Source organism: Corallococcus sp. M7 (genome assembly GCF_054512695.1).
Genome location: NZ_CM137252.1, coordinates 6,884,136 through 6,907,098, shown reverse-complemented (window position 1 = coordinate 6,907,098; position 22,963 = coordinate 6,884,136). Strand labels below are relative to the sequence as shown.

Annotated in this window: 19 protein-coding genes; 11 read left to right on the top strand and 8 right to left on the bottom strand. The window is 71.4% G+C overall.

The genetic code is table 11. The features are described 5' to 3' along the window. Nucleotides 1-2 precede the first annotated feature (2 nt). From ACX114_RS27590 to ACX114_RS27580, 3 genes are read left to right on the top strand one after another with little or no spacing between them, the layout of a single operon-like run. Entirely contained in the window at nucleotides 3-1,349 is a 1,347-nt protein-coding gene (locus ACX114_RS27590) for a PKD domain-containing protein (RefSeq protein WP_459289346.1), read from the top strand. Between the two features lie 5 nt (nucleotides 1,350-1,354). Continuing rightward, entirely contained in the window at nucleotides 1,355-1,810 is a 456-nt protein-coding gene (locus ACX114_RS27585) for a hypothetical protein (protein WP_459289344.1), read from the top strand. A 24-nt stretch (nucleotides 1,811-1,834) separates the two neighbouring features. Beyond that, nucleotides 1,835-2,497 (top strand): molybdenum cofactor biosynthesis protein, encoded by a 663-nt coding sequence (locus tag ACX114_RS27580; RefSeq protein ID WP_459289343.1) that lies wholly within the window; start codon nucleotides 1,835-1,837, stop codon nucleotides 2,495-2,497. Nucleotide 2,498: 1 nt separating this feature from the next. On the opposite strand, the gene ACX114_RS27575 is transcribed toward ACX114_RS27580, so the two are convergent. From ACX114_RS27575 to ACX114_RS27560, 4 genes are all read right to left on the bottom strand, one after another. Further along, a complete protein-coding gene (locus ACX114_RS27575) occupies nucleotides 2,499-3,179 on the bottom strand; it encodes a hypothetical protein (RefSeq protein ID WP_459289341.1) in 681 nt (226 codons plus the stop codon). Nucleotides 3,180-3,264: 85 nt separating this feature from the next. Further along, on the bottom strand, nucleotides 3,265-7,065 hold the full coding sequence (locus ACX114_RS27570) for an ATP-binding protein (RefSeq protein WP_459289339.1): 3,801 nt from the start codon (nucleotides 7,063-7,065) through the stop codon (nucleotides 3,265-3,267). 163 nt (nucleotides 7,066-7,228) lie between these two features. Next, nucleotides 7,229-8,563, bottom strand: a complete 1,335-nt coding sequence (locus ACX114_RS27565) for a M50 family metallopeptidase (RefSeq protein ID WP_459289337.1) — start codon at nucleotides 8,561-8,563, stop codon at nucleotides 7,229-7,231. Nucleotides 8,564-8,579: 16 nt separating this feature from the next. Then, nucleotides 8,580-9,002, bottom strand: coding sequence for an NUDIX domain-containing protein (locus ACX114_RS27560; RefSeq protein ID WP_459289335.1), 423 nt, complete (start codon nucleotides 9,000-9,002; stop codon nucleotides 8,580-8,582). Nucleotides 9,003-9,075: 73 nt separating this feature from the next. Here ACX114_RS27560 and ACX114_RS27555 point away from each other — a divergent pair, with 73 nt between their 5' ends. Both ACX114_RS27555 and acs read left to right on the top strand, forming a co-directional pair. After that, complete coding sequence (locus ACX114_RS27555; protein ID WP_459289334.1) at nucleotides 9,076-9,558, top strand: hypothetical protein; 483 nt, start codon at nucleotides 9,076-9,078, stop codon at nucleotides 9,556-9,558. A gap of 63 nt (nucleotides 9,559-9,621) precedes the next feature. Then, entirely contained in the window at nucleotides 9,622-11,574 is a 1,953-nt protein-coding gene (gene acs / locus ACX114_RS27550; RefSeq protein ID WP_459289332.1) for an acetate--CoA ligase, read from the top strand. A gap of 27 nt (nucleotides 11,575-11,601) precedes the next feature. Here the strand turns inward: acs and ACX114_RS27545 are convergent, their stop codons facing one another. After that, nucleotides 11,602-11,757, bottom strand: a complete 156-nt coding sequence (locus ACX114_RS27545; RefSeq protein WP_459289330.1) for a hypothetical protein — start codon at nucleotides 11,755-11,757, stop codon at nucleotides 11,602-11,604. Nucleotides 11,758-11,994: 237 nt separating this feature from the next. Here ACX114_RS27545 and ACX114_RS27540 point away from each other — a divergent pair, with 237 nt between their 5' ends. The 3 genes from ACX114_RS27540 (at nucleotide 11,995) to ACX114_RS27530 (ending at nucleotide 15,558) form a co-directional block, all read left to right on the top strand. Continuing rightward, entirely contained in the window at nucleotides 11,995-13,722 is a 1,728-nt protein-coding gene (locus ACX114_RS27540; protein ID WP_459289328.1) for a dipeptidase, read from the top strand. 249 nt (nucleotides 13,723-13,971) lie between these two features. Further along, nucleotides 13,972-14,943, top strand: a complete 972-nt coding sequence (locus ACX114_RS27535; RefSeq protein ID WP_459289326.1) for a squalene/phytoene synthase family protein — start codon at nucleotides 13,972-13,974, stop codon at nucleotides 14,941-14,943. Between the two features lie 84 nt (nucleotides 14,944-15,027). Further along, nucleotides 15,028-15,558 carry a hypothetical protein gene (locus ACX114_RS27530; RefSeq protein ID WP_459289324.1) on the top strand — a complete coding sequence of 177 codons (531 nt, stop codon included), beginning with the start codon at nucleotides 15,028-15,030 and terminating at the stop codon, nucleotides 15,556-15,558. Here ACX114_RS27530 and ACX114_RS27525 read toward each other — a convergent pair. After that, nucleotides 15,542-16,258 (bottom strand): hypothetical protein, encoded by a 717-nt coding sequence (locus tag ACX114_RS27525; RefSeq protein ID WP_459289322.1) that lies wholly within the window; start codon nucleotides 16,256-16,258, stop codon nucleotides 15,542-15,544. The two genes, ACX114_RS27530 and ACX114_RS27525, sit on opposite strands and share 17 nt — an antisense overlap. 102 nt (nucleotides 16,259-16,360) lie before the next feature. On the opposite strand from ACX114_RS27525, the gene dusA reads away from it, so the two are divergent. Continuing rightward, the gene (gene dusA / locus ACX114_RS27520; RefSeq protein ID WP_459289320.1) at nucleotides 16,361-17,362 is read left to right on the top strand and encodes a tRNA dihydrouridine(20/20a) synthase DusA; all 1,002 of its coding nucleotides are present in this window, start codon (nucleotides 16,361-16,363) and stop codon (nucleotides 17,360-17,362) included. Nucleotide 17,363: 1 nt separating this feature from the next. Here dusA and ACX114_RS27515 read toward each other — a convergent pair whose 3' ends face one another. Continuing rightward, nucleotides 17,364-18,431: a ribonuclease T2 family protein gene (locus ACX114_RS27515; protein WP_459289318.1), complete on the bottom strand. Its 1,068-nt coding sequence runs from the start codon at nucleotides 18,429-18,431 to the stop codon at nucleotides 17,364-17,366. 167 nt (nucleotides 18,432-18,598) lie between these two features. On the opposite strand from ACX114_RS27515, the gene ACX114_RS27510 reads away from it, so the two are divergent. Further along, a complete protein-coding gene (locus tag ACX114_RS27510; protein WP_459289316.1) occupies nucleotides 18,599-19,000 on the top strand; it encodes a cupin domain-containing protein in 402 nt (133 codons plus the stop codon). Here the strand turns inward: ACX114_RS27510 and ACX114_RS27505 are convergent, their stop codons facing one another. Beyond that, nucleotides 19,001-20,788: a hydroxysqualene dehydroxylase gene (locus ACX114_RS27505; RefSeq protein WP_459289314.1), complete on the bottom strand. Its 1,788-nt coding sequence runs from the start codon at nucleotides 20,786-20,788 to the stop codon at nucleotides 19,001-19,003. Nucleotides 20,789-21,237: 449 nt separating this feature from the next. On the opposite strand from ACX114_RS27505, the gene ACX114_RS27500 reads away from it, so the two are divergent. Then, nucleotides 21,238-22,956, top strand: a complete 1,719-nt coding sequence (locus tag ACX114_RS27500) for a chemotaxis protein CheA (RefSeq protein ID WP_459289312.1) — start codon at nucleotides 21,238-21,240, stop codon at nucleotides 22,954-22,956. The last annotated feature ends 7 nt before the right edge of the window (nucleotides 22,957-22,963 follow it).

The window sequence follows — 22,963 nt, the reverse complement described above, 5'->3', positions numbered from 1 at the left end:
CCATGGCCTCCCGACCGCGCGCGCGCCCATCCCCGCTTCCCTTCCTCCTCCTCGTGGCCGCCGTGGGCCTGGGGGCCTCCGGCTGCCGGGGGCTGAGGCCGGACCTGGGGCCGGAGCGCACGCTGGAGGCGGGAGTGCCGGAGGCCTTCGGCTCCACCTCCCCGAAGGCGCCCTCCATCACCTGGGACTTCGGGGACGGCACGCCGCCCCAGACGGTGCCGGGCGTCCGCCACGCGTGGGCCACCGCCGGCCGCTACACCGTGCGGGCGCTGGACGGGGACAAGGAGCTGGCCCGGGTGGTGCTCACCGTGGTGCCGCGTCCGGTCTTGCGCGCGGTGCCCGGGGACGCGCAGACCGTGCTGTGGGTGCCCCGCCTGCGCGGCAACGTGGAAGGGCTGGTGGACTTCTACGGGCGGCTCGTGGGCAAGGGCAACGTGCGCCAGACGCTGGCGGACACGCCGCTCGTGCCGCTCATCCTGCGCAGCCTGGGGCCCGGCCCCTCGGAGGTGGACCCCGAGGAGGGCTTCGGCTTCTTCCTCATGCCGGACTTCGACGGCGTGGTGGCGCTCTTGGGCGTGACGGATCCGCGGGCGGCGCTCGCGGCCGTGGCGCGCGAGCTGCGGGACGCCGGCCACCGGGTGCTGCCCCGCGAGGATGGCAGCGCGCGCGTGGAGCCGGTGGATGGCGGCAACGCCATGCTGCTCTTCGCGGACCGGGGCTACGTGTACCTCGCGGTGCCGGATTCGCCGGACGCGCCGGAGCCCGGTGAGACGGTGAAGGCGCTGGCGGTGCAGGAGTCCCCGGACGTGGAGCAGGTGCGCCGCAAGGTGGAGGCACTGTCCGGGCCGGGCATCTCCGAGAACGCGCTCCTCGCGGAGCTGCGCGGCAAGGTGCGCGACGGCAGCGTGTTCCTCTTCTCCTCGCCGCCGGTGTCGGAGGCGGAGAAGGAGGACATGCCGGTGCGCGGCTTCTTCGGCGCGCTCGCGGTGCAGGCGGACCAGGCGGAGCTGGACGGCTTCCTGTCCTCGTCCCGGCCGCTGTTGGGCGGCGCGAAGGGGCCGGCGTCGCAGCTGCTCGGGCGCGCGGCGGTGGGGCCGGTGGCGGCGGCGCAGCTGTCGGTGCCTCCGGAGGAGCTGGCGCGGCTGGTGTTCGGCTCGCCGGAGTCGCCCCGGCGTCAGCGGACGCTGGAGCGCTGGCGCAAGCAGGGGCTGGACGCGGAGCCGCTCCTGAAGGCGCTGCGCGGGGACGTGGCGATGCTCGTCTACTTCGACGCGGCGGCCTTCTTCCGGGGCTTCATCCGGGACCGGCGCCCCGCGCCCAAGGGCACGGTGGTGATGGAGGCGGCCTGACGGCCGTGCAGCCGGTGCAGCAGCTCATCCAGAAGCAGCTGGAGGACAACGGGCTCGTCTTCCAGAAGGAGTCGCAGGGCAACACCACGCGCTTCCGCACGCGGCTCATGGAGCAGCCGGTGTCGCTCTCGCTCACCCCGGAGCGCGCCACGCTGGAGGCCGGCGAGGTGCTCACCGGCCGCGAGACGGGGGACGTGGGCAGGACGCTGCGCACGCGCTTCGGCGCGGAGGCATTCGGTCCGGGCCACCTGTCGCTGATGGTGGACATGGCGCAGCTGCGCGCGGACCTCGCCGGGGTTCGCTCGGTGCAGGGGCTCGGGACGGGTGAGCTCCTGGCGAGCCAGCTCCTGGTGACGGCGCTCCTGGAGAAGCTCACCCCCTTCGAGTACGGGTTCCTCGACTTCTCCCCGGTGGACGGCGGCGGGCGGCTCCAGGGCCGCGTCGTGCTGCGCGAGCGCTAGGGACACGCCAGCAGGAGGCAGGTCATGTCCGTCACCGTGCTGTACTTCGCCGCGGCCCGCGAGCGCGCGGGCCTGTCCCGCGAGTCACTGGATGTCCCGCCCGGGGCGCGCGTCTCGGACGTGCTCGCGCTGCTCGCCTCGAAGCACCCGCCGCTGGCGCCGCTCCTGCCGCACCTGCGCGTGGCGGTGCAGCAGCAGTTCGTGGCGCTGGACTCGCCGGTGTCGCCGGACGCGGAGCTGGCGTTGATTCCGCCCGTGGCCGGTGGGGCGCCGAGCCTCTTCTCCGTGGTGGGACGGCCGCTCCAGCTCTCGGAGGTCGTGGACGCGGTCGCGTCCCAGGGGGCGGGCGGGTTGGTGACGTTCTCCGGCGCCGTGCGCGACCAGACGAAGGGCCGGCGCGTGCTGCGGCTGGAGTACGAGGCCTACGCGCCCATGGCGGAGGCGAAGCTCGCGGAGATTGGCGACGAGGTGGCGCGGACGTGGCCGGGGACGCGGCTGGCCATCCTGCACCGCGTGGGCACCCTGGTGCCGGGCGAGCTGGCCGTCGTCATCGCCGCGGCCTCCGCGCACCGCAAGGAGGCCTTCCTGGGCTGTGAGTACGCCATCGAGCGGCTCAAGCAGGACGTGCCCATCTGGAAGAAGGAGTTCTTCGAGGACGGCGAGGTCTGGGTCGGCCTGGGGCCCTGAGTCAGCGCACGCCGAAGCTCGCCGGGACGGTGACGCGCGCGCCGCCGTCCTGCTTCTGCGTGGCGCGCTCGGCCTCCGTCAGCGGCTTGAGCGGCTTGTCCAGCCCCAGCTCCTTGCGCCGCGCCTCTTCCTTTTCGTGGGCCGCCTGCAGCGCACGCGCGTTGTTCGCGGCCATGCGCGCCGGATCCGGCCCCATGGCGAGGAAGGCGACGGGCGCGCTCAGGAAGAGGATGGCCACTGTGATGATCCAGGCCACGTCCCGCACGCGGAAGCGCCCCGCGCGCTCCTTCACCACCGACGGCTGCACCAGCAGATTCAGCTCGCCCTCCACGAGGCGCAGCGTCATGCCCTCGTGCAGCTCCACCGCCGTGCGGCCCGGCGCGCCCGTCAGCTCCTCCGGGCCCACCGGCTGGAAGTCCTTGCCCTTGAGGCTCTTCTCCACGCGGGCGGAGGGCGGCACGTGGATGCGCCAGCCCTTCGGGGTGCGCTCGGCCAGGAGGAAGGGCTCCTCCGGCAGCGTGAAGCCGTAGAGGGGCAGGGGGGCCGTCTCGTCGGGCGCGGCGTGGACCTGGCCCAGCTCGGGGCCATAGCTCCAGGCCTCCGCCAGGGAGGTGCCCCAGTACAGCTCGCAGAAGAGTCCACCGTCCGCCACGGAGGCGGAGGTCGCGGAAGGCGTGGGCATGTGGGGCCGGAGCATAAGGCCTTGGCGGCCGCCCGGCCTTTGCTTCGTGGGCCGGACGTCCCCTGGACGACGGGCGGCCTGCTCCTCAGGCGCCCGTCAGGTCCTTGAGCAGCGTCTCCAGCGTCTCGAAGTGCAGCGGCTTCACCAGGTGCGCGTCGAACCCAGCGGCCTTGGAGCGCTGGCGGTCGGACTCCTGGCCGTACCCCGTCACCGCCACCAGCTTGAGGGGGCGCGGCTCCTCCTGCTGGCGCAGCAGCCGGGCCAGCTCGTAGCCGTCCATCACCGGCAGGCCGATGTCCAGGAGCGCGATTTCAGGGCGGAACTCCTTCGCCGCCTCCAGGCCGCTGGGGCCGTCGTAGGCCACGCGCGTCGTGCAGCCCAGGAACTCCAGCGACTCGGAGAGCACGTCCGCCGCGTCCCGGTTGTCGTCCACGATGAGCACGCGCGCGCTCACGGAGACGGGCTCCTGGGGGATGAGCGCGCCGGGCTGCGGCGTGGGCAGCGCGGCGGGGGCCTCCGCCTCCAGCGCGGGCAGGCGCACGGTGAAGGTGCTGCCGCGGCCCCGGCCCGGGCTGTGCGCGCTGATGGCGCCTTCGTGCAGTGTCACCAGGCTTCGCGCGATGGCGAGCCCCAGCCCCAGTCCGCCCTGGGAGCGGTCCAGGGCCTGGTGCTCCTGAACGAAGAGGTCGAACACGCGCGGCAGCATCTCCGGCGCGATGCCCACGCCGGTGTCGCGCACGCTGACGACCAGCTCCCGGCCTTCGCGCATGCCCGTCACGGCCAGGAAGCCGCCCGGCTCCGTGTACTTGGCGGCGTTGGTGAGCAGGTTGGCGAACACCTGCGCCAGGCGTGTGGGGTCGCCGTTCAGGTCCATGCCGCGGTCGGGCAGGTCCACCTCCAGCGTGTGCTGGCGCTGGTCGATGATCGAGCTGATCTGCTCGATGGCCTTCGCCACCACGTCGGTGAGCGTGATGCGCTCGCGCTTGAGGGTGACCTTGCCCCGGGTGACGCGGCTGACGTCCAACAGGTCGTCCACCATGCGCACCAGGTGCGTCACCTGCCGCTCGATGAGCGTCCGCTCGCGCTCGGCCGCCGTCTCACCCCGCAGGCGCATCAACTGGAGCGCGGTGAGGATGGGGGCCAGGGGGTTGCGCAGCTCATGGCCGAGCATCGCGAGGAACTCGTCCTTGGCGCGGTTGGCGGACTCGGCCTCGCGGCGCGCGGTGGCCAGCTCCGTCACGTCGAAGGCAACCACGATGATGGAGTCCACCTGGCCCTTCGCGTCGCTCATGGGCTGGTAGACGAAGTCGAAGAACACCTCGCGCGCGGATTGGTTGGGGCCGTCGTTGAAGACGACGCGCAGGGAGCGGCCGATGTGCGGCTCGCCCGTGGTGTAGACGCCATCCAGCAATTCGTAGACGCCCTGGTGCGCCAGGTCCGGCAGGGCTTCGCGGATGCTCTTGCCCGTCACGTGCCGGTGCGCGATGAGCTTGAGGTAGTTCTCGTTGGCGAACTCGTAGACGTGCTCTGGCCCGCGCAGGATGGCGATGCCCACGGGCGCGTGCTGGAAGATGCGCGCCAGCCGCTCGCCGTGCGCGGCCTCCAGCTTGCGCAGGCGGGAACGGGTGAGCTGGGCGGAGACGCGCGCGAGCAGGTCGCGCGTGGAGAAGGGCTTCACCAGGTAGTCATCCGCGCCCGCGTTGAGCCCCTCCTCCTGGGCCTCCTCGCCGGCGCGGGCGGACAGCAGGATGACGGGCACCGTGCGGGTGCGCTCGTCGGCGCGCAGGGCCTGGATCAGCGCGAAGCCGTCCAGCCCGGGCATCATCACGTCGGACAGGATGAGGTCCGGAGGCCGGGCGAGCGCGGCCTGGAGCGCGGCCTCGCCATCCGCCACCGCCTCCACCGTCCAGTGGGCACCCAGCAGCCGGCCCACGTACTCGCGCATGTCCGCGTTGTCATCCGCGAGCAGCACGCGCCCGCGCTCCTCCATCCCTAGCGAGGCCGCTTCGAGATCCGGGGACGCCCCGGAGTCCTCTGCCGGTGGGGCCGGCACGTCCGTCAGCCAGCCCATGGCGTCGCGCACGTAGGGGTCCGCGCCCGCGGGCAGCGCGCGCTGGCTCTTCGCGGACGTCACGTGCTCCGGCGGCAGGTGCGTGAAGCCCGTGGGGATGCGCACGGTGAAGGTGGTGCCGCGGTCCAGCTCGCTCTGGACGGTGAGGGTGCCGCCGTGCAGCCGCACCAACTCGTGCACCAGCGCCAGTCCAATGCCGGAGCCTTCGTGGGAGCGCGCGCGGGCGCCGTGGACGCGGTGGAAGCGCTCGAAGAGGCGGGGCAACTCGTGCGCGGGGATGCCGGTGCCGGTGTCGGTGACGCGCAGCTCGATGTGGCCGTCCTTCAGCGCCTGCGCCACGGTGATGGTGCCGGTGAAGGTGAACTTCAGCGCGTTGGAGACGAGATTGAGGACGATCTTCTCCCACATCTCGTGGTCCACCCACGCCGGCTCCGGCAGGGGAGGACAGTCCACGTCGAGCACCAGGCCCGCGCGCTCGATGGCGGAGCGGAAGGCGCTGGCGAGCCCGGCGGTGAGTGCGGCCAGGTCGGTGGGCTCGTAGGCGGCGCGCACGCGTCCGGCCTCGATGCGCGCGAAGTCCAGGAGCGTGTTGACCAGCTTGCGCAGGCGCACGGCGTTGCGGTGCACCGTCTCCAGCGAGTCGCCCTGGAGCGTTCGCGTGGGGCTGGCGAGCGCGTCCTCGGTGGGGCCCAGCAGCAGGGTGAGCGGCGTGCGCAGCTCGTGGCTGATGTTGCTGAAGAAGGCCGTCTTCGCGCGGTCCAGCGCGGCGAGCGCCTCCGCGCGCTGACGCTCCTCCTGATAGGCACGCGCGTTGGCGACCGAGGCGGCGACCTGCTCGGCGGTGGCCTGGAAGAAGGCGTGATAGCTCGCGTCGAGCAGGCGCCGGGGACTGACGCCGCCCACGAGGAAGCCGGACGGCCGCGACTGTCCGGGCCGCGTCAGGGCGCGCACCACCGCGAGCGGCGGCGGCGTGTTCCAGCGGCCTCCGGGCAGGCCGTGGAGGCGCTGTCCCAGGTCCTTCACGACGACGTCCTCGCCGGTGTGGATCGCCTCGGCGAAGGGCCAGTCGGTGCCGGACTCCGTGGAGAGGGACTGCTGCGCGGGCAGCGCTTCCAGGACCGGGGCGGGCAACCGGCTGCTGCCCGCGAGCCGCGCGGTGTCGCCGTTCGCGTCCAGCAGGTAGAGCAGGCAGAACGGCAGGTCCAGGTCGTTGCCCGCGAGCACGTCCAGGCTGGTGAGGCACGCCTGTTCCGGAGACTTCGCGTCGGCGGAGCGGGCCGCCATGTCGCGCAGCATGCGCAGCTGCCGGTCCAGCTGCACCTCCGGCGTCGTCTCCCGCACGGTGACGAGCACGCCGCCCACGCCGCCCTGCTCGTCGGGGATGGGGCTGTACGAGAACGTGTGGAACGTCTCCTCGACGAAGCCCCGGCTGTTGAGGAACAGCGCCAGGTTCTCGCTCCAGGTGGCGGGGCCGCCGTTGAGCACGCCCCGGGCCATGGGGCCGATGACGTCCCAGATCTCCCGCCAGATCTGCTCACCGGGCGCGCCCAGCGAGCCGGGGTGCTTGTGGCCCAGCACCGGCCGGTACGCGTCGTTGTAGATCTGGATCATCTCCGGCCCCCACCACATGAGCATGGGGAACCGGTTGTGGAGGACGACGCCCACCATCGTCTTCAAGCTCACGGGCCAGTCGCGTGACGGGCCCAGGGGCGTGCGGGACCAGTCCTTCGTGCGGACCAGCTCCCCCATCTCACCGCCGCCCGCGACGTGGCGCTCCTCGGAAAGGGGGACGGCAGGGGAGGGGGACTGGGACATGCGGATCTCTGAAGAGCGGGGCGAAGTGGAGGAAGACTTGGGCTTCTATTGGTCCACACGCGGCCGTGCAATCAACGAGGTGGATTGCAGCCGTGCAGCCCCAACCATCCAACAGAGGCTCCACTCCCAGACAGGAGGCCGGTGGAGCAGGCGGGCGGACGCCTCAAGGAGGCGAGGGCGTCACGACGCGCGCCGGCTGCGCGGACGTCCCCGCATCCAGGGGCGCGACGGCGGACACCGACGCCCCTGCATCCGGCCGCGCGGTGACGGACAAGGCCGTGCCCGCGTCCTGGACCCGGGGAACGACAGCGGCCGCGGGCGCCCCTGCATCCGGAACCGCGGGGGCCACGGCCACGGGCTTCGGCGCCACCGGCGCGGGGCTCGCCACCGCGACGACGCCCGCATCCGGCACGGCGGGCGCGGGAGCGGCGACGGGGGGCTTCACTCCACCGGGCGGCGCGTCTCGCGAGGGCAGCGCGCGGCGGATCTCCGCGCCCGCGGTGGCCACGATGCCAATGGACAGGAAGAGGAACCCGGCCGTCTGCGCCACCGTCTCCACGCGCGGAGGAATGCGCCGCCCACTCACCGCCTCGATGGCGAGCAGCAGCACCCGGCCGCCATCCAGTCCCGGCACCGGCACCAGCGTCAGCATCGCCAGCGCGACGGAGGCCGCCACGAACGCGCGCACCAGCGCATCCGCCCCGGACGCGGTGGACGACGCGACGTCGGACGACTCCTGGCGCATCAGCGCGCCCGGCCCGGCCTTGCCCGCGACCTCCGGGCCGCGCACCATCGCCACCACCGTGGACAGCGCCTCGGACGCCACGCGCCCGGTGTGCACCAGCGACTGGGTGAACGCCTCGCCAGGGGCGTGCGTGCGGAACACGTACTGCTGGCTCACGCCAATGCGCCCCGCGCCGCGCTCATCCGCCCGGGGCCGCACCGTCACCTTGCGCGGCTCGCCGTGGCGCTCCACCGAAAGCTCCAGCTGCCCGCCCACGCCGTCCGCCACCCGGGTGACGAAGTCCGACCAGCTCTCCAGCGGCTTGCCGTCCACGCCCACCAGCCGGTCCCCGGGCAACAGCTGCGCCCGCGCCGCCTCCGAGCCCGGCAGCACCGTGCCCACCGTCAGCGGCACCACCACGTGCGTCCCGGACGAATACAGCGCGAACAGGAGCCCCATCGCGACCGCGTAGTTCGCCAGCGGCCCCGCGAGGATGATGGCCATCCGCTTGAAGGGCCCCAGCGTGCCGAACCCGGACGTGTCCTCCTCCGCGGAGCGGTGCGGGTTCATCCCCTGCAGGTTCGCGGACGCGCCCAGCGGCACCGCGCCCAGCACGAACTGCGTCCCGCCCAGCCGGAACGACAGCAGCGGCGGCCCGAAGCCCACGGTGAAGCGCGGCACCCGCACGCCCAACAGGCGCGCGGCCACCAGGTGCCCCAGCTCATGGACGATGAGCAGCGCTCCGAGCGCCAGGAGGACGAAGAGGTAGTGCATCCGTGGAGGCCTGTCCCTACAGCTTGCGGCGCTTCCCGGTGCGCTTGTACGTCAGATAGTCGGACAGGATGGTGCCGTGGTCGAAGCACAGGTCCTTGGGCAGCGCGTCCACGGCGAACGTCTTCGCCTCCGCCGCGTCGTCCGCGCCCACCGGCTCGCCCGTCGCCTTCGCGATGAACACCGTCGAAATCGTGTGCAGGCGCGGATCCCGCGCCGGATCCGAATAGCTGAAGAACTGCTCCGTAAGCTCCACGTCCAGCCCCGTCTCCTCCTTGGCCTCGCGGATGGCGGCCTTGTCCAGCGGCTCGCCCTCGTCCACGAAGCCGCCCGGCAGGGCCCAGCCCACCGGCGGGTTCGCGCGGCGGATGAGCACGATGCGTTCGCCGGACAATTCGATGATGCAGTCCACGGTGGGTTTGGGGTTGCGGTATTCAGGCATGGCGTCGCACTCTACCCAAAGCCCCCAGGCGAGCGCCCGTTCCGGATGTCTCTCGTGGGCGATGGTGCGTGCCGTGTCTACCCTGCGACGCCTCAGCCTCACCGCCCTCGTGGCCTCCACCCTGGCCGGCTGCCTGCCCTACAGCCAGAACGAGGGCGTCTACGAGCTCATCCCCACGGAGACGCTGCGCGACGACTGCGGCCTCCTGGAGAGGTTCCAGGGCAACCTCCAGCTGAACCTTCAAATCGCCGGACGCGTGGTGCGCGCGGACTTCGGCGTGCAGAACATGCAGCTCCTGGGCTACGTCCTGGAGGACGGCGAGGCGTTCACCGCCGACGGCAGCGTGGCCAACGTCAGCACCACCGTCGACGGGACGAATGAGTGCCTGCTCGACCAGGTCCGCGTGCACCTGGACGCGACCACCGAGTGCGCCACGCAGTTCAGCGGGCAACTGCGGCTGGCCTACGACGCCAACAACAACACCGGCTGCACCTGCGAGCTGTGGATCCGCTTCGACGGCGTTCAGGGGAACACCCGCTGCGAAGGGAACCCTTGAGATAGCGAAGAGGGCTTCCTACAACAGGAGGGCTGTTCCCACGCTGCATCTGGAGGAACGCCCATGGCTGACCCGCAGGAAATCGTCTCGGTCCTGACCGAGTCCCGCGTCTTCCCCCCGCCCGAGGACTTCTCCCGGCGGGCCCACATCCGCGGCATGCAGGACTATCAGCGGCTGTGGGACGAAGCCGCGAAGGATCCGGACAGGTACTGGGGCGACCGCGCCCGCGAGGAGCTCTACTGGAAGGAGCCCTTCCAGACGGTGCTGGACTGGAAGCCGCCCCACGCGCGCTGGTTCGTCGAGGGGAAGACCAACCTCGCCTACAACTGTCTGGACCGGCACCTGCCGAAGCTGAAGGACAAGCCCGCCATCCTCTTCGAGGGCGAGCCGGGCGACCGCCGGAGCATCACCTACGGGGAGCTGTCCCAGCAGGTGAACCGGCTGGCCAACGGCCTCAAGTCGCTGGGCGTGAAGAAGGGCGACCGCGTGGGCATCTACCTGCCCATGGTGCCGGAGGCCGCCGTCGCGATGCTGGCGTGCGCGCGGCTGGGCGCGGTGCACTCGGTGGTGTTCGGTGGCTTCTCCGCGGAGGCGCTCCAGGACCGCATGAAGGATGCGGGCGCCAAGGTGCTGCTCACCGCGGACGGCGGCTGGCGCAAGGGCGCGGTGGTGCCGCTGATGAAGAACGTGGAGGCCGCGCTCCCCAACGCCCCCAGCATCGAGAAGGTCGTCGTCCTCACCCGCACCGGTGACGGCAAGCTGCCCGAAGGTCCGAAGTTCCTGGCGTGGGACGCGCTGGTGAAGGGCCAGTCGGACGTCTGCGAGCCGGAGTGGGTGGAGAGTGAACACCCGCTGTTCATCCTCTACACGTCCGGCTCCACCGGGAAGCCCAAGGGCGTGCTGCACACCACCGCCGGCTACTCGGTGATGGCGTCGCTCACCACGCGCTGGGTGTTCGACCTGCGCGACGACGACGTCTACTGGTGCACCGCGGACGTGGGCTGGGTGACGGGCCACTCGTACGTCGTCTACGGCCCGCTGATGAACGGCGTCACCACCATCATCTACGAGGGGGCGCCCACGCAGCCGGGGCCGGACCGCTTCTGGGACATCATCGAGCGCTACAAGGCCACCATCCTCTACACCGCGCCCACCGCCATCCGCGCCTTCATGCGCCTGGGCGACGAGCCGGTGAAGAAGCACGACCTGTCCTCGCTGCGCCTGCTGGGCAGCGTGGGCGAGCCCATCAACCCCGAGGCGTGGATGTGGTACCGCGAGGTCATCGGCGGGGGACGCTGCCCCGTCGTGGACACGTGGTGGCAGACGGAGACGGGCAGCATCATGGTCTCCCCGCTGCCCGGCGCCACGCCCATCAAGCCCGGCTCCGCCACCTTCCCGCTGCCCGGCATCCACGCGGAGATCTTGGACCGCGACGGCAAGCGCGTGCCCAAGGGGCAGGGCGGGCTGCTCTTCGTGACGAAGCCCTGGCCGTCCATGCTGCGCACCGTGTACGGGGACCCGGAGCGGTACGTGAACACGTACTTCAGCGAGCTGCCCGGCATGTACTTCACCGGCGACGGCGCGCGCACGGACGCGGACGGCTACGTGTGGCTGATGGGGCGCGTGGACGACGTGGTGAACGTGGCGGGCCACCGCCTGGGCACCGCGGAGGTGGAGAGCGCGCTCGTGGCGCACCCGAAGGTGTCCGAGGCCGCCGTGGTGGGCCGCCCGGATGACCTGAAGGGCACGGCGCTCGTGGCCTTCGTGACACTCAAGCAGGGCAACCCTCCCTCGGACGCGCTCAAGAAGGAGCTGGCCGTGCACGTGGGCAAGGAGATTGGCGCCATCGCGCGGCCGGATGAGATCCGCTTCGCGGAAGGGCTGCCCAAGACGCGCTCCGGGAAGATCATGCGCCGGCTGCTGCGCGACGTGGCCGCGGGCAAGCAGTCCTCGCAGGACACCACCACGCTGGAGGACCTCAACGTGCTGGCCGCGCTGCGCCAGAACGACGAGTAGCCGCCCGTCACTTCAAGCGGCCGTCCCCTAGGTGTCCTTCGGGTCCTTCAGGGGGCGGCCGTACTTGTCCTTCAGCTGCGCGCGGTCCGCCTTGCTCCACCAGATGCGGGAGCTCCACAGGGCAGGGCCCAGCACGACCGTGAAGACGAAGAACACCACCAGACCCACCACGATCTCCGTCACGCCTTCCTCCAAAGGGAGCCCGGAGACCTTGGAAAAACCCCGGGCAGGAAAACGCAACCCTAGCGTCCCCCAGGAGCGGGTGCCATCCAACTCAGGGCCGGGAAGTAGCGCGGCGCTCGGGGGCCATCGGCTTCTCGCATGGCGTCCTGCGGCAGGGCTGCCGGGGCCCGGGCGCTTGAGTGCAGGGCAACCTGTCCGGGCGGGCAGCGGGCGACGGTCCTGCTAGATTGCGCCGCCATGAACCGATTCCCTTCGACCCTCCTCACCGCGCTGCCGCTGACGGCGGTGCTCGTCGCCCCTGTCGTCGCGGACGCCTGCACCAGCATGCTGGTGACGAAGGGCGCCACGACGGACGGCTCCACGTTCATCACCTACGCGGCGGACGCGCACGAGCTGTACGGCGAGCTGTACTACACGCCCGCCCGCCGCCACGCGGCCGGCGCCATGCGCGACGTCATGGAGTGGGACACCGGCAAGTTCCTGGGCCGCATCAAGCAGCCGGCCGCCACCTACTCGGTGGTGGGCAACATGAACGAGCACCAGCTGTCCATCAGCGAGTCCACCTTCACGGGCCGCAAGGAGCTGGAGGGGCCCGCGGGCATCATCGACTACGGCTCGCTCATCTACATCGCGCTGGAGCGCGCGAAGACGGCGCGTGAGGCCATCCAGGTGATGACGGATCTGGTCGCCGAGTACGGCTACGCCTCCACCGGTGAGACGTTCTCCATCGCCGACCCGAAGGAGGCGTGGCTCCTGGAGATGATTGGCAAGGGCGAGGGGCAGAAGGGCGCGGTGTGGGTGGCCCGCAAGCTGCCGGACGGCTACATCTCCGCGCACGCCAACCAGTCGCGCATCCGCCAGTTCCCGCTCAGCGACAGCGCCACCACGCTGTACTCGCCGGACGTCATCTCCTTCGCGCGCGCGAAGGGCTGGTACACGGGCGCGGACAAGGACTTCAGCTTCGCGGACACGTACCACCCGCTGGACTTCGGCGGGCAGCGCTTCAGTGAATCGCGCGTGTGGAGCATCTTCCGCCGCGCGGCCCCGTCCCTGAAGCTGGGCGTGGAGTACGCGGACGGCGCGGACACCACGAAGCGGCTGCCCCTGTGGGTGAAGCCGGACAAGAAGGTGTCCGTGCAGGACGCCATGGCGCTCATGCGCGACCACTTCGAGGGCACGCCGCTGGACATGTCCAAGGACGTGGGCGCGGGGCCCTACGCGGTGCCCTACCGCTGGCGCCCCATGACGTGGGACGTGGACGGCAAGAGCTACGTGCACGAGCGCGCCATCTCCACGCAGCAGACGGGCTTCTCCTTCGTCGCGCAGATGCGCTCGACGCTGCCGGACGCCATTGGCGGGGTGCTCTGGTTCGGCGTGGATGACACCTTCACCACCGTCTACACGCCCATGTACGCGGGCATCCGGCAGGTGCCGAAGAACTTCGCGCAGGGCGTGGCCAGCCGCGGCGAGTTCTCCTGGGACTCGTCCTTCTGGGTCTTCAACTGGGTGTCGAACCAGGCCTACGGGCGCTGGAGCGACATGATTGTCGACGTGCAGAAGGCCCAGGGGGACCTGGAGGGCCAGTTCCTGGCGGACCAGGCCAACATCGAGAGCATCGCGCAGGTGCTCTACAAGCGGACGCCGGAGCAGGCCCGCCAGTACCTCACCGAGTACTCCCTGCAGCAGGGCGACAAGGTGCACGCGCGCTGGCGCAAGCTGGGTGAGCAGCTGCTCGTGAAGTACATCGACGGCAACGTGCGCGACAACACGGGCAAGGTGGGCCACCCGCGCTACCCGGACGCGTGGTACCGCCGCATCGCCGCGGACAACGGCAAGATGCTCCAGTCGCACGAGAAGCCGGAGCCGAAGCCCGCCGCCCCCGCCGCGGCTCCCCCGGCGCCGGCCCAGCCCGTGGCTCCCGCGCAGCCCGCGGCCCCGAAGCCGACGGTTGCTCCCGCGCCCTGAGGTCGCCGGCCGAGCCCGCTGTGCCGAGCCCCATGGGCGCTGCGGCGCCCTGGGGCCTCCCACTGAAGCGCCGTGCGCCGGTGTCCTCCCCGGCGCGCGGGCCCGGCCCTGTTCGCGGGAATCCGGGAACCCGGGTGTCAGCAGCGGGCCCCGCGCGCCGGGCCTGCACGTTCTCGCGTGTGTCGGTGGATGGCTTGTGGCAGTGAGGGCGCGGGCGAAAAGGCGCGCCCGTGCCTGGAGGACGGTTCCTTGAGTGACGCCCCCACCGTGACGGCCCTCCCGTTCCGGGATGACGAGCTGGAGGACTTCCTCGTGCGGACCAGCCGCACGTTCGCGCTCGCCATCCCGCTGCTCGACGAGCCGCTGCGCCGCGAGGTGGGCCTGGGCTACCTGCTGCTGCGCGTCGCCGACACGCTGGAGGACGCCGCCCCCTGGACGCGCGACGAGCGGCGGGAGGCGCTGGCCGCCTTCGAGGCCCTGCTCCAGGAGAAGCCGGGCGTGGACGCCGGGACGCTGTCGCGCGAGTGGCTGGCGCGCCGTCCCAGCGAGAACGCGGGCTACCTGGACCTGCTCGCGCGCACGCCTTCGCTGCTGGCGAGCCTGGACGCGCTGCGCCCGGAGGCCGGCGCCATCCTGCGCCACTTCGTGCTGAAGACGGTGCAGGGCATGGGGCAGGTGCTGTCCGGCGCGTCCGAAGGCGGGCTGTTGCAGCTCGGGTCGCTCCAGTCCCTGCGTGACTATTGCTACATCGTGGCGGGACTGGTGGGTGAGCTGCTCACGGAGCTGTTCGTCCTGGATCCGCGCCTCGCGCCGTACGCGCCGAACCTGCGCTCGCTGGCGCCGCTGTTCGGTGAAGGGCTCCAACTGGTCAACATCCTCAAGGACGCGCGCCAGGACCGGAAGGAGGGCCGCGTGTGGCTGCCGGAGGGCGTGCAGCTCCCGGACGTGGAGCGGCTCGCGGGCCAGGACCTGATCGCCGCGGCGCGCTACGTGCGCTCCCTGCACCTGGCGGGGGCGCCCCGGGACATGCTCGCCTTCACCACGCTGCCGCTGCTCTTGGCCCAGGCCACGCTGGAGCTGCTGGTGCGCGACGGCGCGGGGGCCAAGGTGTCGCGCGCGGTCGTCACGGCCCAGATGGACACCCTCCACGCCGCGCTCGCGCGGGGCACGCTCCCCGAGGCCGTGGAGGCGCTCGCCGGGCCCGTGCCGGGCGGCCCCTGAAAAGCGTTGACCGGGAAGCAACTCCAGGGCGCCAGCGCCGGATAATTCCGGTGCAGGTGTTCCCCCTCTGGAGTCGTGTCTCCCATGAACTGCGCCCGCTCCGCACCGGCGGTCATCGTCTACTTCCCCGCGCGTTCGGAGACGTCGCCCCTGCGGGTGCAGCGCCGGGCGGTGCAGGTGGAGCGCAAGGGTGGGGGGCTGCCGTTCGCCGCCACGCGTCAACGCGGCCTGTGGACCTTCCAGACGCCCGCGGGGCCTGAGCGGTGGCTGCCCGGCCGGGTGCGGGGCAAGGACCGGATGCAGGCGTTCCTGGTGGACGTGCTGGGCTTTGGCGCGGTCATCCAGGCGTATGACGTGACGGCGGACACGCGCAGCGACTCGCTCCCCGGGCACCCGGACTTCGCGAAGAACTTCGACCTCTTCCTGCACCACTACGCGGGCGCGCTGCTCAAGCACGCGACGCCGGAGGTGGCCTTCGCCCGCGCGCTGGGCCAGGTGGTGATGCTCAACGGCCAGCAGTGGGCCGGGCTGGGCTTCACGCTGACGGACGCCGGCCAGCGGCTGGTGGACGCGTGGCTCGAGGAGCAGGGCGTGGTGCTCAGCCCTCCCGCCTGAGCCACACCCGCAGCGGCCCACCGGACTCGAAGCCCAGGGCCCGCCACGCGTCGAGCGCCTCGCCGTGCTCGTAGCCGACGATGGGCTGTCCCGGGAAATGGGCGCGGACGCGCGCAAGCAGCTCCGCGTCCAGCGCGGCGGGCGCGCCTTCGACGCGGAACGTGTTCGACAGTCCGACCGCCTTCGCGGCGAAGGAGGCGATGCCTCCGGCCAGGAGGCGCTTCCCGTCTCCCGCGCCGAGGAAGACGACGCCCTCCTCCTGGAGCAGCGCGGGCGGGAACACCCGCGCTCCCGGGGACCCGCCGCTCCATGCGGCCTCCCACGCTTCCAGCTCCTCCGGTGTCCGCACCGGGTGCCACGCCAGGCCTGATGCCGCGGACGGCACAGGCGTGGTGGCCGCCAGGTGGATCCACCGGGCCTCGAACAGCAGGTCGAAGCCGTGCGCGGCGAGGTCGAGCGTCGCGAAGCTGTCCTTCACGCCCCAGCGGCCCGGCAGCTCCAGGCGGGACAGGGCGTGGAGGGCCGCTTCCGTGCGGTCCTCTGTCAGGGTGACGGCGTTGGGATAGAAGGCCGGCACCGGCGCGGGGTTGAGCCACAGGCCGTCCTCGAACCGGCCCGGGCGGCCATGGGCGCGGCAGACGGCGTCGCACCACTCCGCGTTGTTCCGGACAGCGGGAAGCCAGGATGGGGCAGGGGACATGGCCCAAGAGCATAGGGCTGGGGGCCCGGCCGACCGCCTGCTTCCAGAGGGAGCCTCGGGAGACCCTGGGCGGATGGCGGGAGTCCGGATATGGGTAGGGCGATGACTGCCCTGGCCTACCCCATGCCGCTGTGTGTCGCGCCGATGATGGACTGGACGGACCGGCACTGCCGGTACTTCTTCCGGCTCATCTCCCGCCACACGCTGCTCTACACGGAGATGGTGACCACGGGCGCGATTCTGCACGGCAAGCGCGACCGCCTGCTGGGCTTCACGCCCGCCGAGCACCCCGTGGCCCTCCAGTTGGGCGGCTCGGAGCCGGCGGACCTGGCCGCCTCCGCGCGCATCGGCGAGGAGTGGGGCTACGACGAAATCAACCTCAACGTGGGCTGCCCCAGCGACCGCGTGCAGTCCGGCCGCTTCGGCGCGTGCCTCATGGCGGAGCCGGACCTCGTGGCGCGCGGTGTCGCCGCCATGCGTGAGGCGGTGCGCATCCCGGTGACGGTGAAGTCGCGCATCGCCATCGACGACATGGAGGAGTGGCCCACGCTGGAGGACTTCGTGCGGCGCGTCTCCGCGGCGGGCTGCACGCGCTTCATCGTGCACGCGCGCAAGGCGTGGCTGCAGGGCCTGTCCCCCAAGGAGAACCGGGACGTGCCGCCCCTGCGCTACGACCTGGTGCACCGGCTCAAGGCCGAGTACCCGCACCTGGACATCAGCATCAACGGCGGCATCAAGACGCTGGACGCGGCGGCGGAGCAGCTGGGCCATGTGGACGGCGTGATGATGGGCCGCGCGCCCTACGAGTCCCCGTACCTGCTGGCGGACGCGGACCGGCGCTTCTTCGGCGGCACGCAGGCGCCCCTCACGCGGCACGAGGTCGTGGACGCGATGCTGCCGTACATCGAAGCACAGATGAGCGAGGGGGCGCCGCTGGGCGCCATCACCCGGCACATGCTGGGCCTCTTCCAGGGCCTGCCCGGCGCGCGCGCCTGGCGCCGGCACCTGAGCGAGAACGCCCACAAGGACGGCGCGAGCCCGGAGGTGGTGCGCGCCGCCGCCGCGAAGGTGCCGCGCGACGCCGACCTCCAGGCCGTGGCCTGATTCAGCGCTTGGGCACGGTGGTGCAGCACCCGGAGCGCGCGCAGCGCACCCAGCCGTTGTTCTGGCAGAGCTGATCATTCGTGCACGCGGGACCCTGGCCCGGCTGTCCGCAGGTGGAGGACGGGCCGCCACCGCCCCCGCCGCTGTCGAAGGGCACCGCGGCCTGGATGTTCACCATGGGGCAGCGGGGCTGTGAGCCATTGCCCACGCAGCTGTTGGTGTTGCCGCCGGTGACACTCTTCGGGCACGTCATGCGCCCGGCGGGGCGCCGCTGCTCGTCCACCGCGAAGCAGACGCCCACCTCCAACAGGTTGCATTTCGGGTCGCACGCGAAGGCGACGCTGTCGCTCTGTCCGAACGCGGCGCGCAGGTTGTCCAGCGCCACGCTCCCGCCGATGTTGTTCGTGATGGCGGCCGGCGTGCCCTCGGTGCCCGGCAATGACAGCAGCGCGTCGATGTTGCTCTGGAAGTAGCTCCGGGCATCCATCCCCGTGCAGCTGCCGTGCTTGGGCCACTCGTGGTTCGCGAGGAAGAAGTTGTCCGTGACGAAGCCCGGCCCGTAGGTGCCCATGGCCGGGGGAATCGTGGCGGGGTCGGGGAAGCACTTCGAAGGGGCGTTGCTACCCTGGCACTCGCACAGCCCGCCGCAGTACGCCGGATAGGTGCAGTTGTTCTCTTGCGCCTCCGCGTCCGTGAACTGGGGCCACAGCCCGTGAATGGTGAGGTGCGTGGCGCCGAAGTGGTCTTCCAGATGCTCGCACTCCTCCTTGTCCGGATGGGTCCGGCAGAAGGTGGGGGCCCACGTCAGCGCGAGCAGGTACGAGCCGAAGCGCGGCGTGGCGCACGTGCCCCCTTCCTTGGCGCTGGCGTCCGCCTTGAAGCAATTGCAGGCAGTGGCCTGGGGCCGGCCGAACTCGAACTCGATGGCGTCCGGCTTCGCCAGGTGGAGCGGCCGGGCGGTGGCCGTGGGCGGCGTGGGAGGCGGCGCGGGAGGCGGCTCGTGATGCGAGCGGCATCCCTGCGCGATGACCAGGCATGCCCACAGGGCAAGGCGCGACATTGGGCGCATGGCTTGATTCCCTCGGGACCGGTTCGAGGCACGAAGGTACGGAGGTGGGGACGGGCGCCAAACCCCGTGCTCCGGTGCACCGCCCGAGTCCGGGCTCGAACCCTTTCCTCCGGCGCGCGGAGCCCCCAGCTTTCCCCTGGGACCCATTCACCGCGAGGGATTGCACCATGGCACGCGCCATCATCAAGAAGGCCGGCGAGGCGGACGAGCGCCGGCCCTTCGTGTCGCACGGGGAGGCCAGCATCCTGAACCTGGGAGCGCTCAGCATTGGCCGGGGCTACTTCGAGCCCGGCTGGCAATGGTCGAAGCACGTGAAGCCCATCGCGGGCACGGAGACCTGCGAAGTGGTTCACACCCTCAGCGTCCTGTCCGGGCGGATGCACGTCCAGATGAAGGACGGCCAGGAACTGGACCTGGAGCCGGGCGACGTCGCCTTCATTCCGTCAGGCCATGACGCCTGGGTCGTGGGCAACGAGCCCTGCCGCGTCGTCGACTTCACCGGCGCGGAGGACTACGCCAGGGCCGGCATGGGCAGGGCCGAGGAGCCGGAGCAACCACCGCTCCAGTAGTCAGTCGATGCCCAACCGCTCCAGCAGCGCGTCCACCACGTTGGAGACGCGGAACTGATCCAACCAGTCATCCACGTCGGTGAGGCCCGTGAGCGCCGCGAACCGGCGCAGCACGTCCGAGGCCTGGACGGCGGTGCGCAGGCCCAACAGCTCGAACAGGTGTGGCCGCCCGCGCTGATACAGCGCCGCGTCCAGGCGCTTCCAGGGCTCCAACCACGCCGGCTCCTCCAGGGGCCAGATGGGCGCGCGCTGGGACTGGGACTGCGTCCGTTCGAGGATGGCATTGGCCGCGCGCCGGCCCGCCTCGCACGCCCCCTCCATGGAGGCCAGGTCCGTGTGCGTGCGGACGTAGTCCCCCGCGAGGCAGAGATTGGGAATGGCGCTCGAGGCCTCCGGGCGCACGTCCCAGGAGCCGGGCGGATGGACCAGCAGGCCGGACGAGTTGCGCGGCGGCAGCCCGCCCCCGTAGTCCAGGTCCGCGTCCAGGTGGAAGGAGTGCAAGAGCTCGTCGGTCAGCACCTGCTCGTCCGGGCCCAGCCCGTTGAGCGCCGCCTTGAGCTGTCCCCAGACCTCCGTCTTTATCTCCTCCGGCGTGCAGTCCTTCGCGCGCTTCGGAACGAACGTGCCGGGCGTGTTCCAATCCGAGACATCGATGGACAACAGCCCGCCCACCTGCCCATCCCCGAACACGCGCCGGAACAGCCCCAGCTCGCGCCAGAACTGCGGCTGCGAGATGGACGTCAGCGCCCATGGTGAGTCCGGATAGAAGGTGTGGCCGCGGACCAGCGGCACGTCCTCGTAGAGGAAGAACTGGATGCCCACCATCCAGGACACCAGTTGCTCCACGTCCGCCGCGCGCAGCCGTGCCAGCGCGGGGTCCAACGCGGCCAGCTCCGGGGTGATCAGCGCATGCGCCGCCTCCAGCGGCACCGCGAGCACGTAGTGGTCGGCCGAGCGGGACTCGCTGTTGGCGAAGCGGACGCCGCTGATGCGCCCGCCCGCCACGTCCAGCCCGGTGCAGCGGGTGCCCGCGTGGAACTGCACGCCCAGTCCGCGCAGGTGGGCAATCCAGGGGTCGAGCCACATCTGGCTGGTGGGGCCGCCCATCGTCCGGTCGTTGTTCACCCCGCTCTGCGCGAAGTCGAGGATGAGCTGCATGGAGATGGCGCCAATCGTCCGCGCGGACCCGCGCCGCGGATCCATGGCCACCATCGTGCGCGGCACGGCCCGCAGCTGCCGCTGGAACCTCGGCGAGTACAGGTCCCCCTGCGCGAAGTCCCACCAGGACATCCGCTCGTACTGGCCGAACCGGCGGGCCTCGCTGGATGAGAGGAATTGGAGGATCTTCAGGCCGTGGAGGCTGATGTCGGCCTGGTCGAAGTCCAGCTTCTGGAAGAACAGCTCCAGCGCCTCCAGGACGTCGTAGGGCCTGTCCAGCTTGCGGCGGGAGAAGCGGTACCACGTGTCCTCGTCGATGAGCGCGATGGCGCTCTCCGTGGTTGCCTTCAGGTGCTGCTCCACCGTGGGCGTGGCCGCGCCCGGAACGGCGGGCGTGCGCTGCATCATGTCGATGACGTGGCGGTAGAAGCGCGGGTAGAAGCGGAAGCCATGCTCGCCTGGCAGGTCGCGCCGGCCCTGGGTCCCGGTGCCCGCCACCGGCTGCGAGCGCGCCTTTCCGCCCCAGGTCGTCCGCGTGTCGTAGACGTGGACCTCGAAGCCGCGCTCCACCAACTCGTGCGCGACCGTCAGTCCCGCGACGCCTCCTCCCACCACGATGACGCTGGGCATGCCGCTCCTCCGCCTGGGCTTCGGGTACTCAGGGGAGCGTCGCGCATGCCCCAATGAGTCCGCATCACCCCGCAGCACGAGTGCGGTGTCTTGTACGAACGGATGAGACGCACTGTGTTGGATGTGGATGGGATTGAAACATGTAACTCAAGACAGGTGAGATTCGGCTCGGGGAGCGGTGGCCGGCACCCGACCTGGGAAGTCTTGTCCCTCGGGAGGGCCCCGCTTCCCTGCTGATACAAACCCTGCGTGAAATCACCGCCGAGGTTGTTCATATTTGATTGATTTGGTACTGTTGACTTCTCGAAACATTCCTCGTCGTGAAGGACGGCCCACCTTCATGGCAATGCGTTGCATCCCGAGGAAGGGGGGCGCCAGTCCGTGTTCTTGAGAATCCCGCCACCCATCCCTCTACGTGTGCCGGTCTCCCTTCGCCCCCGGGGCGCAAGGTGACGACGGGCCCGGGGGACATCCCGTCAGAAACCGCCGCGGAATGGCAGAAGGTCCTGGCCGTCTTCGCGGACGAAGCGGAGGGGCTGGTCTCCTCCATGGAAGAGAACCTCATCGCGCTGGAGGTCTCTCCGGCGGATGGGTTGCTCCCGGGCATCCTGCGCGGAGCCCACACGCTCAAGGGTGCGGCGGCGTCGCTCGGCTTCCAGGCCGTGACGGACTACACGCACGGCGTCGAGGACCTGCTCCAGGCGCTGCTCGACGGGCGCCTCGCGCTGGATGAGACGCGGGTGTCGCTGCTGCTCGGCGCGGTGGATCACCTCCGCGAGCTGTGCCAGGCGTCGCTCGCGGGCGTGGACTCGCTGGGCGCGGTGCACCAGGCCCACCTCTCCCGTTTGCGCGAGGGCATCGTCGCGGGGGTTCCCACGGAGGCGCTGCCGATTCCCGCCGCGCTGCCGCGCATGCCGGAGGCGCGGAGCACGGCGCGCACCCGCGTGCGCATGGACATGGAGCGCCTGGACCGCATCGTCACGCTCACCGCGGAGCTGTCCGTGGCGCGCGGGCGGATGGCGCAGTTCCTGGCGCGCGCGGAGGACACCGGCGCCAGCTGGGAGGACGCGCTCACCCAGCAGCGGGAGATGGATCCGCTCTTCGAGGCGCTCCAGGAAGAGGTGATGAAGGTGCGGATGGTCCCGGTGGGACCGCTGTTCCGTCAGCACCTGCGCACCGTGCGCGACCTGGCCCGCTCCCAGCAGAAGCTGGCCCAGTTGGAGCTGGAGGGCGAGGACGCCACGCTGGACACCGCGGTGCTGGACGCCTTGCGCGACCCGCTGCTCCACCTGCTGCGCAACGCGCTGGACCACGGCATCGAGACGCCGGACGAGCGGCGCGCCGCGGGCAAGGACCCCCGGGGCCGCCTGCGGCTCAAGGCCTACCATGACGCCGGCAGCGTCGTGGTGGAGCTGTCCGACGACGGCCGGGGCATCCAGCGCGAACGGGTGCGCGAGCGCGCGAAGCAGAAGGGGCTGGTGGCGGCGCCCGAGCGGCTGCGCGACGACGAATTGTTGCGCCTCATCTTCGAGCCCGGCTTCTCCACGGCGACGGAGGTGACGGAGCTGTCCGGCCGGGGCGTGGGCATGGACGTGGTGCGCCGGGACATTGAAGCCCTGCGCGGCTCCGTGTCCATCCAGAGCCAGGAGGGGCAGGGCACCACGCTGACGCTGCGGCTGCCCCTCACGCTCGCCGTCATCCAGGGCTTCGCCATGGGCGTGGGGGACCAGGTGTACGTGGTCCCCATCGAAGGCGTGCAGGAGTGCATGGAGGTCCCCGCCCAGGAGCGCACGGCGGAGGCGTCCGGCGTGCTGTCGCTGCGCGGGCAGCCGCTGCCGTACCTGCGGCTGCGCCAGGTCTTCTCCCTGGGCGGGAGCACACCGGCCCGGGAGAACGTGGTCGTCCTCAAGCATCCGGACGGCGTCATCGGGCTGGCGGTGGATGAGCTCCAGGGCGAGGGCCAGCGGGTCATCCGGCCCCTGGGGCGCCTCTTCCAGGGCATCCCCGGCATCTCCGGCTCCACCATCCTGGGCGACGGCCGGGTGGGGCTGCTGCTGGACACGCCCGCGCTGGTGCGCAGGGCCATCCTCCACGCCTCCGAAGCCGCGCTCAGTCTTCCCACCCCCCTGGAAACCCCTTCTCCCGCGAACGCCACCCGGGCGCCGTAGCGGTCCG

Coding starts and splice junctions, on each gene's coding strand:
- ACX114_RS27575 (WP_459289341.1), bottom strand. CDS start 3,179: ATGCCCACGCCTTCCGCGACCTCCGCCTCCGTGGCGGACGGTGGACTC.
- ACX114_RS27540 (WP_459289328.1), top strand. CDS start 11,995: ATGAACCGATTCCCTTCGACCCTCCTCACCGCGCTGCCGCTGACGGCG.
- ACX114_RS27570 (WP_459289339.1), bottom strand. CDS start 7,065: ATGTCCCAGTCCCCCTCCCCTGCCGTCCCCCTTTCCGAGGAGCGCCAC.
- ACX114_RS27530 (WP_459289324.1), top strand. CDS start 15,028: ATGAACTGCGCCCGCTCCGCACCGGCGGTCATCGTCTACTTCCCCGCG.
- ACX114_RS27510 (WP_459289316.1), top strand. CDS start 18,599: ATGGCACGCGCCATCATCAAGAAGGCCGGCGAGGCGGACGAGCGCCGG.
- ACX114_RS27525 (WP_459289322.1), bottom strand. CDS start 16,258: ATGTCCCCTGCCCCATCCTGGCTTCCCGCTGTCCGGAACAACGCGGAG.
- acs (WP_459289332.1), top strand. CDS start 9,622: ATGGCTGACCCGCAGGAAATCGTCTCGGTCCTGACCGAGTCCCGCGTC.
- ACX114_RS27565 (WP_459289337.1), bottom strand. CDS start 8,563: ATGCACTACCTCTTCGTCCTCCTGGCGCTCGGAGCGCTGCTCATCGTC.
- ACX114_RS27505 (WP_459289314.1), bottom strand. CDS start 20,788: ATGCCCAGCGTCATCGTGGTGGGAGGAGGCGTCGCGGGACTGACGGTC.
- ACX114_RS27515 (WP_459289318.1), bottom strand. CDS start 18,431: ATGCGCCCAATGTCGCGCCTTGCCCTGTGGGCATGCCTGGTCATCGCG.
- ACX114_RS27580 (WP_459289343.1), top strand. CDS start 1,835: ATGTCCGTCACCGTGCTGTACTTCGCCGCGGCCCGCGAGCGCGCGGGC.
- ACX114_RS27560 (WP_459289335.1), bottom strand. CDS start 9,002: ATGCCTGAATACCGCAACCCCAAACCCACCGTGGACTGCATCATCGAA.
- dusA (WP_459289320.1), top strand. CDS start 16,361: ATGACTGCCCTGGCCTACCCCATGCCGCTGTGTGTCGCGCCGATGATG.
- ACX114_RS27590 (WP_459289346.1), top strand. CDS start 3: ATGGCCTCCCGACCGCGCGCGCGCCCATCCCCGCTTCCCTTCCTCCTC.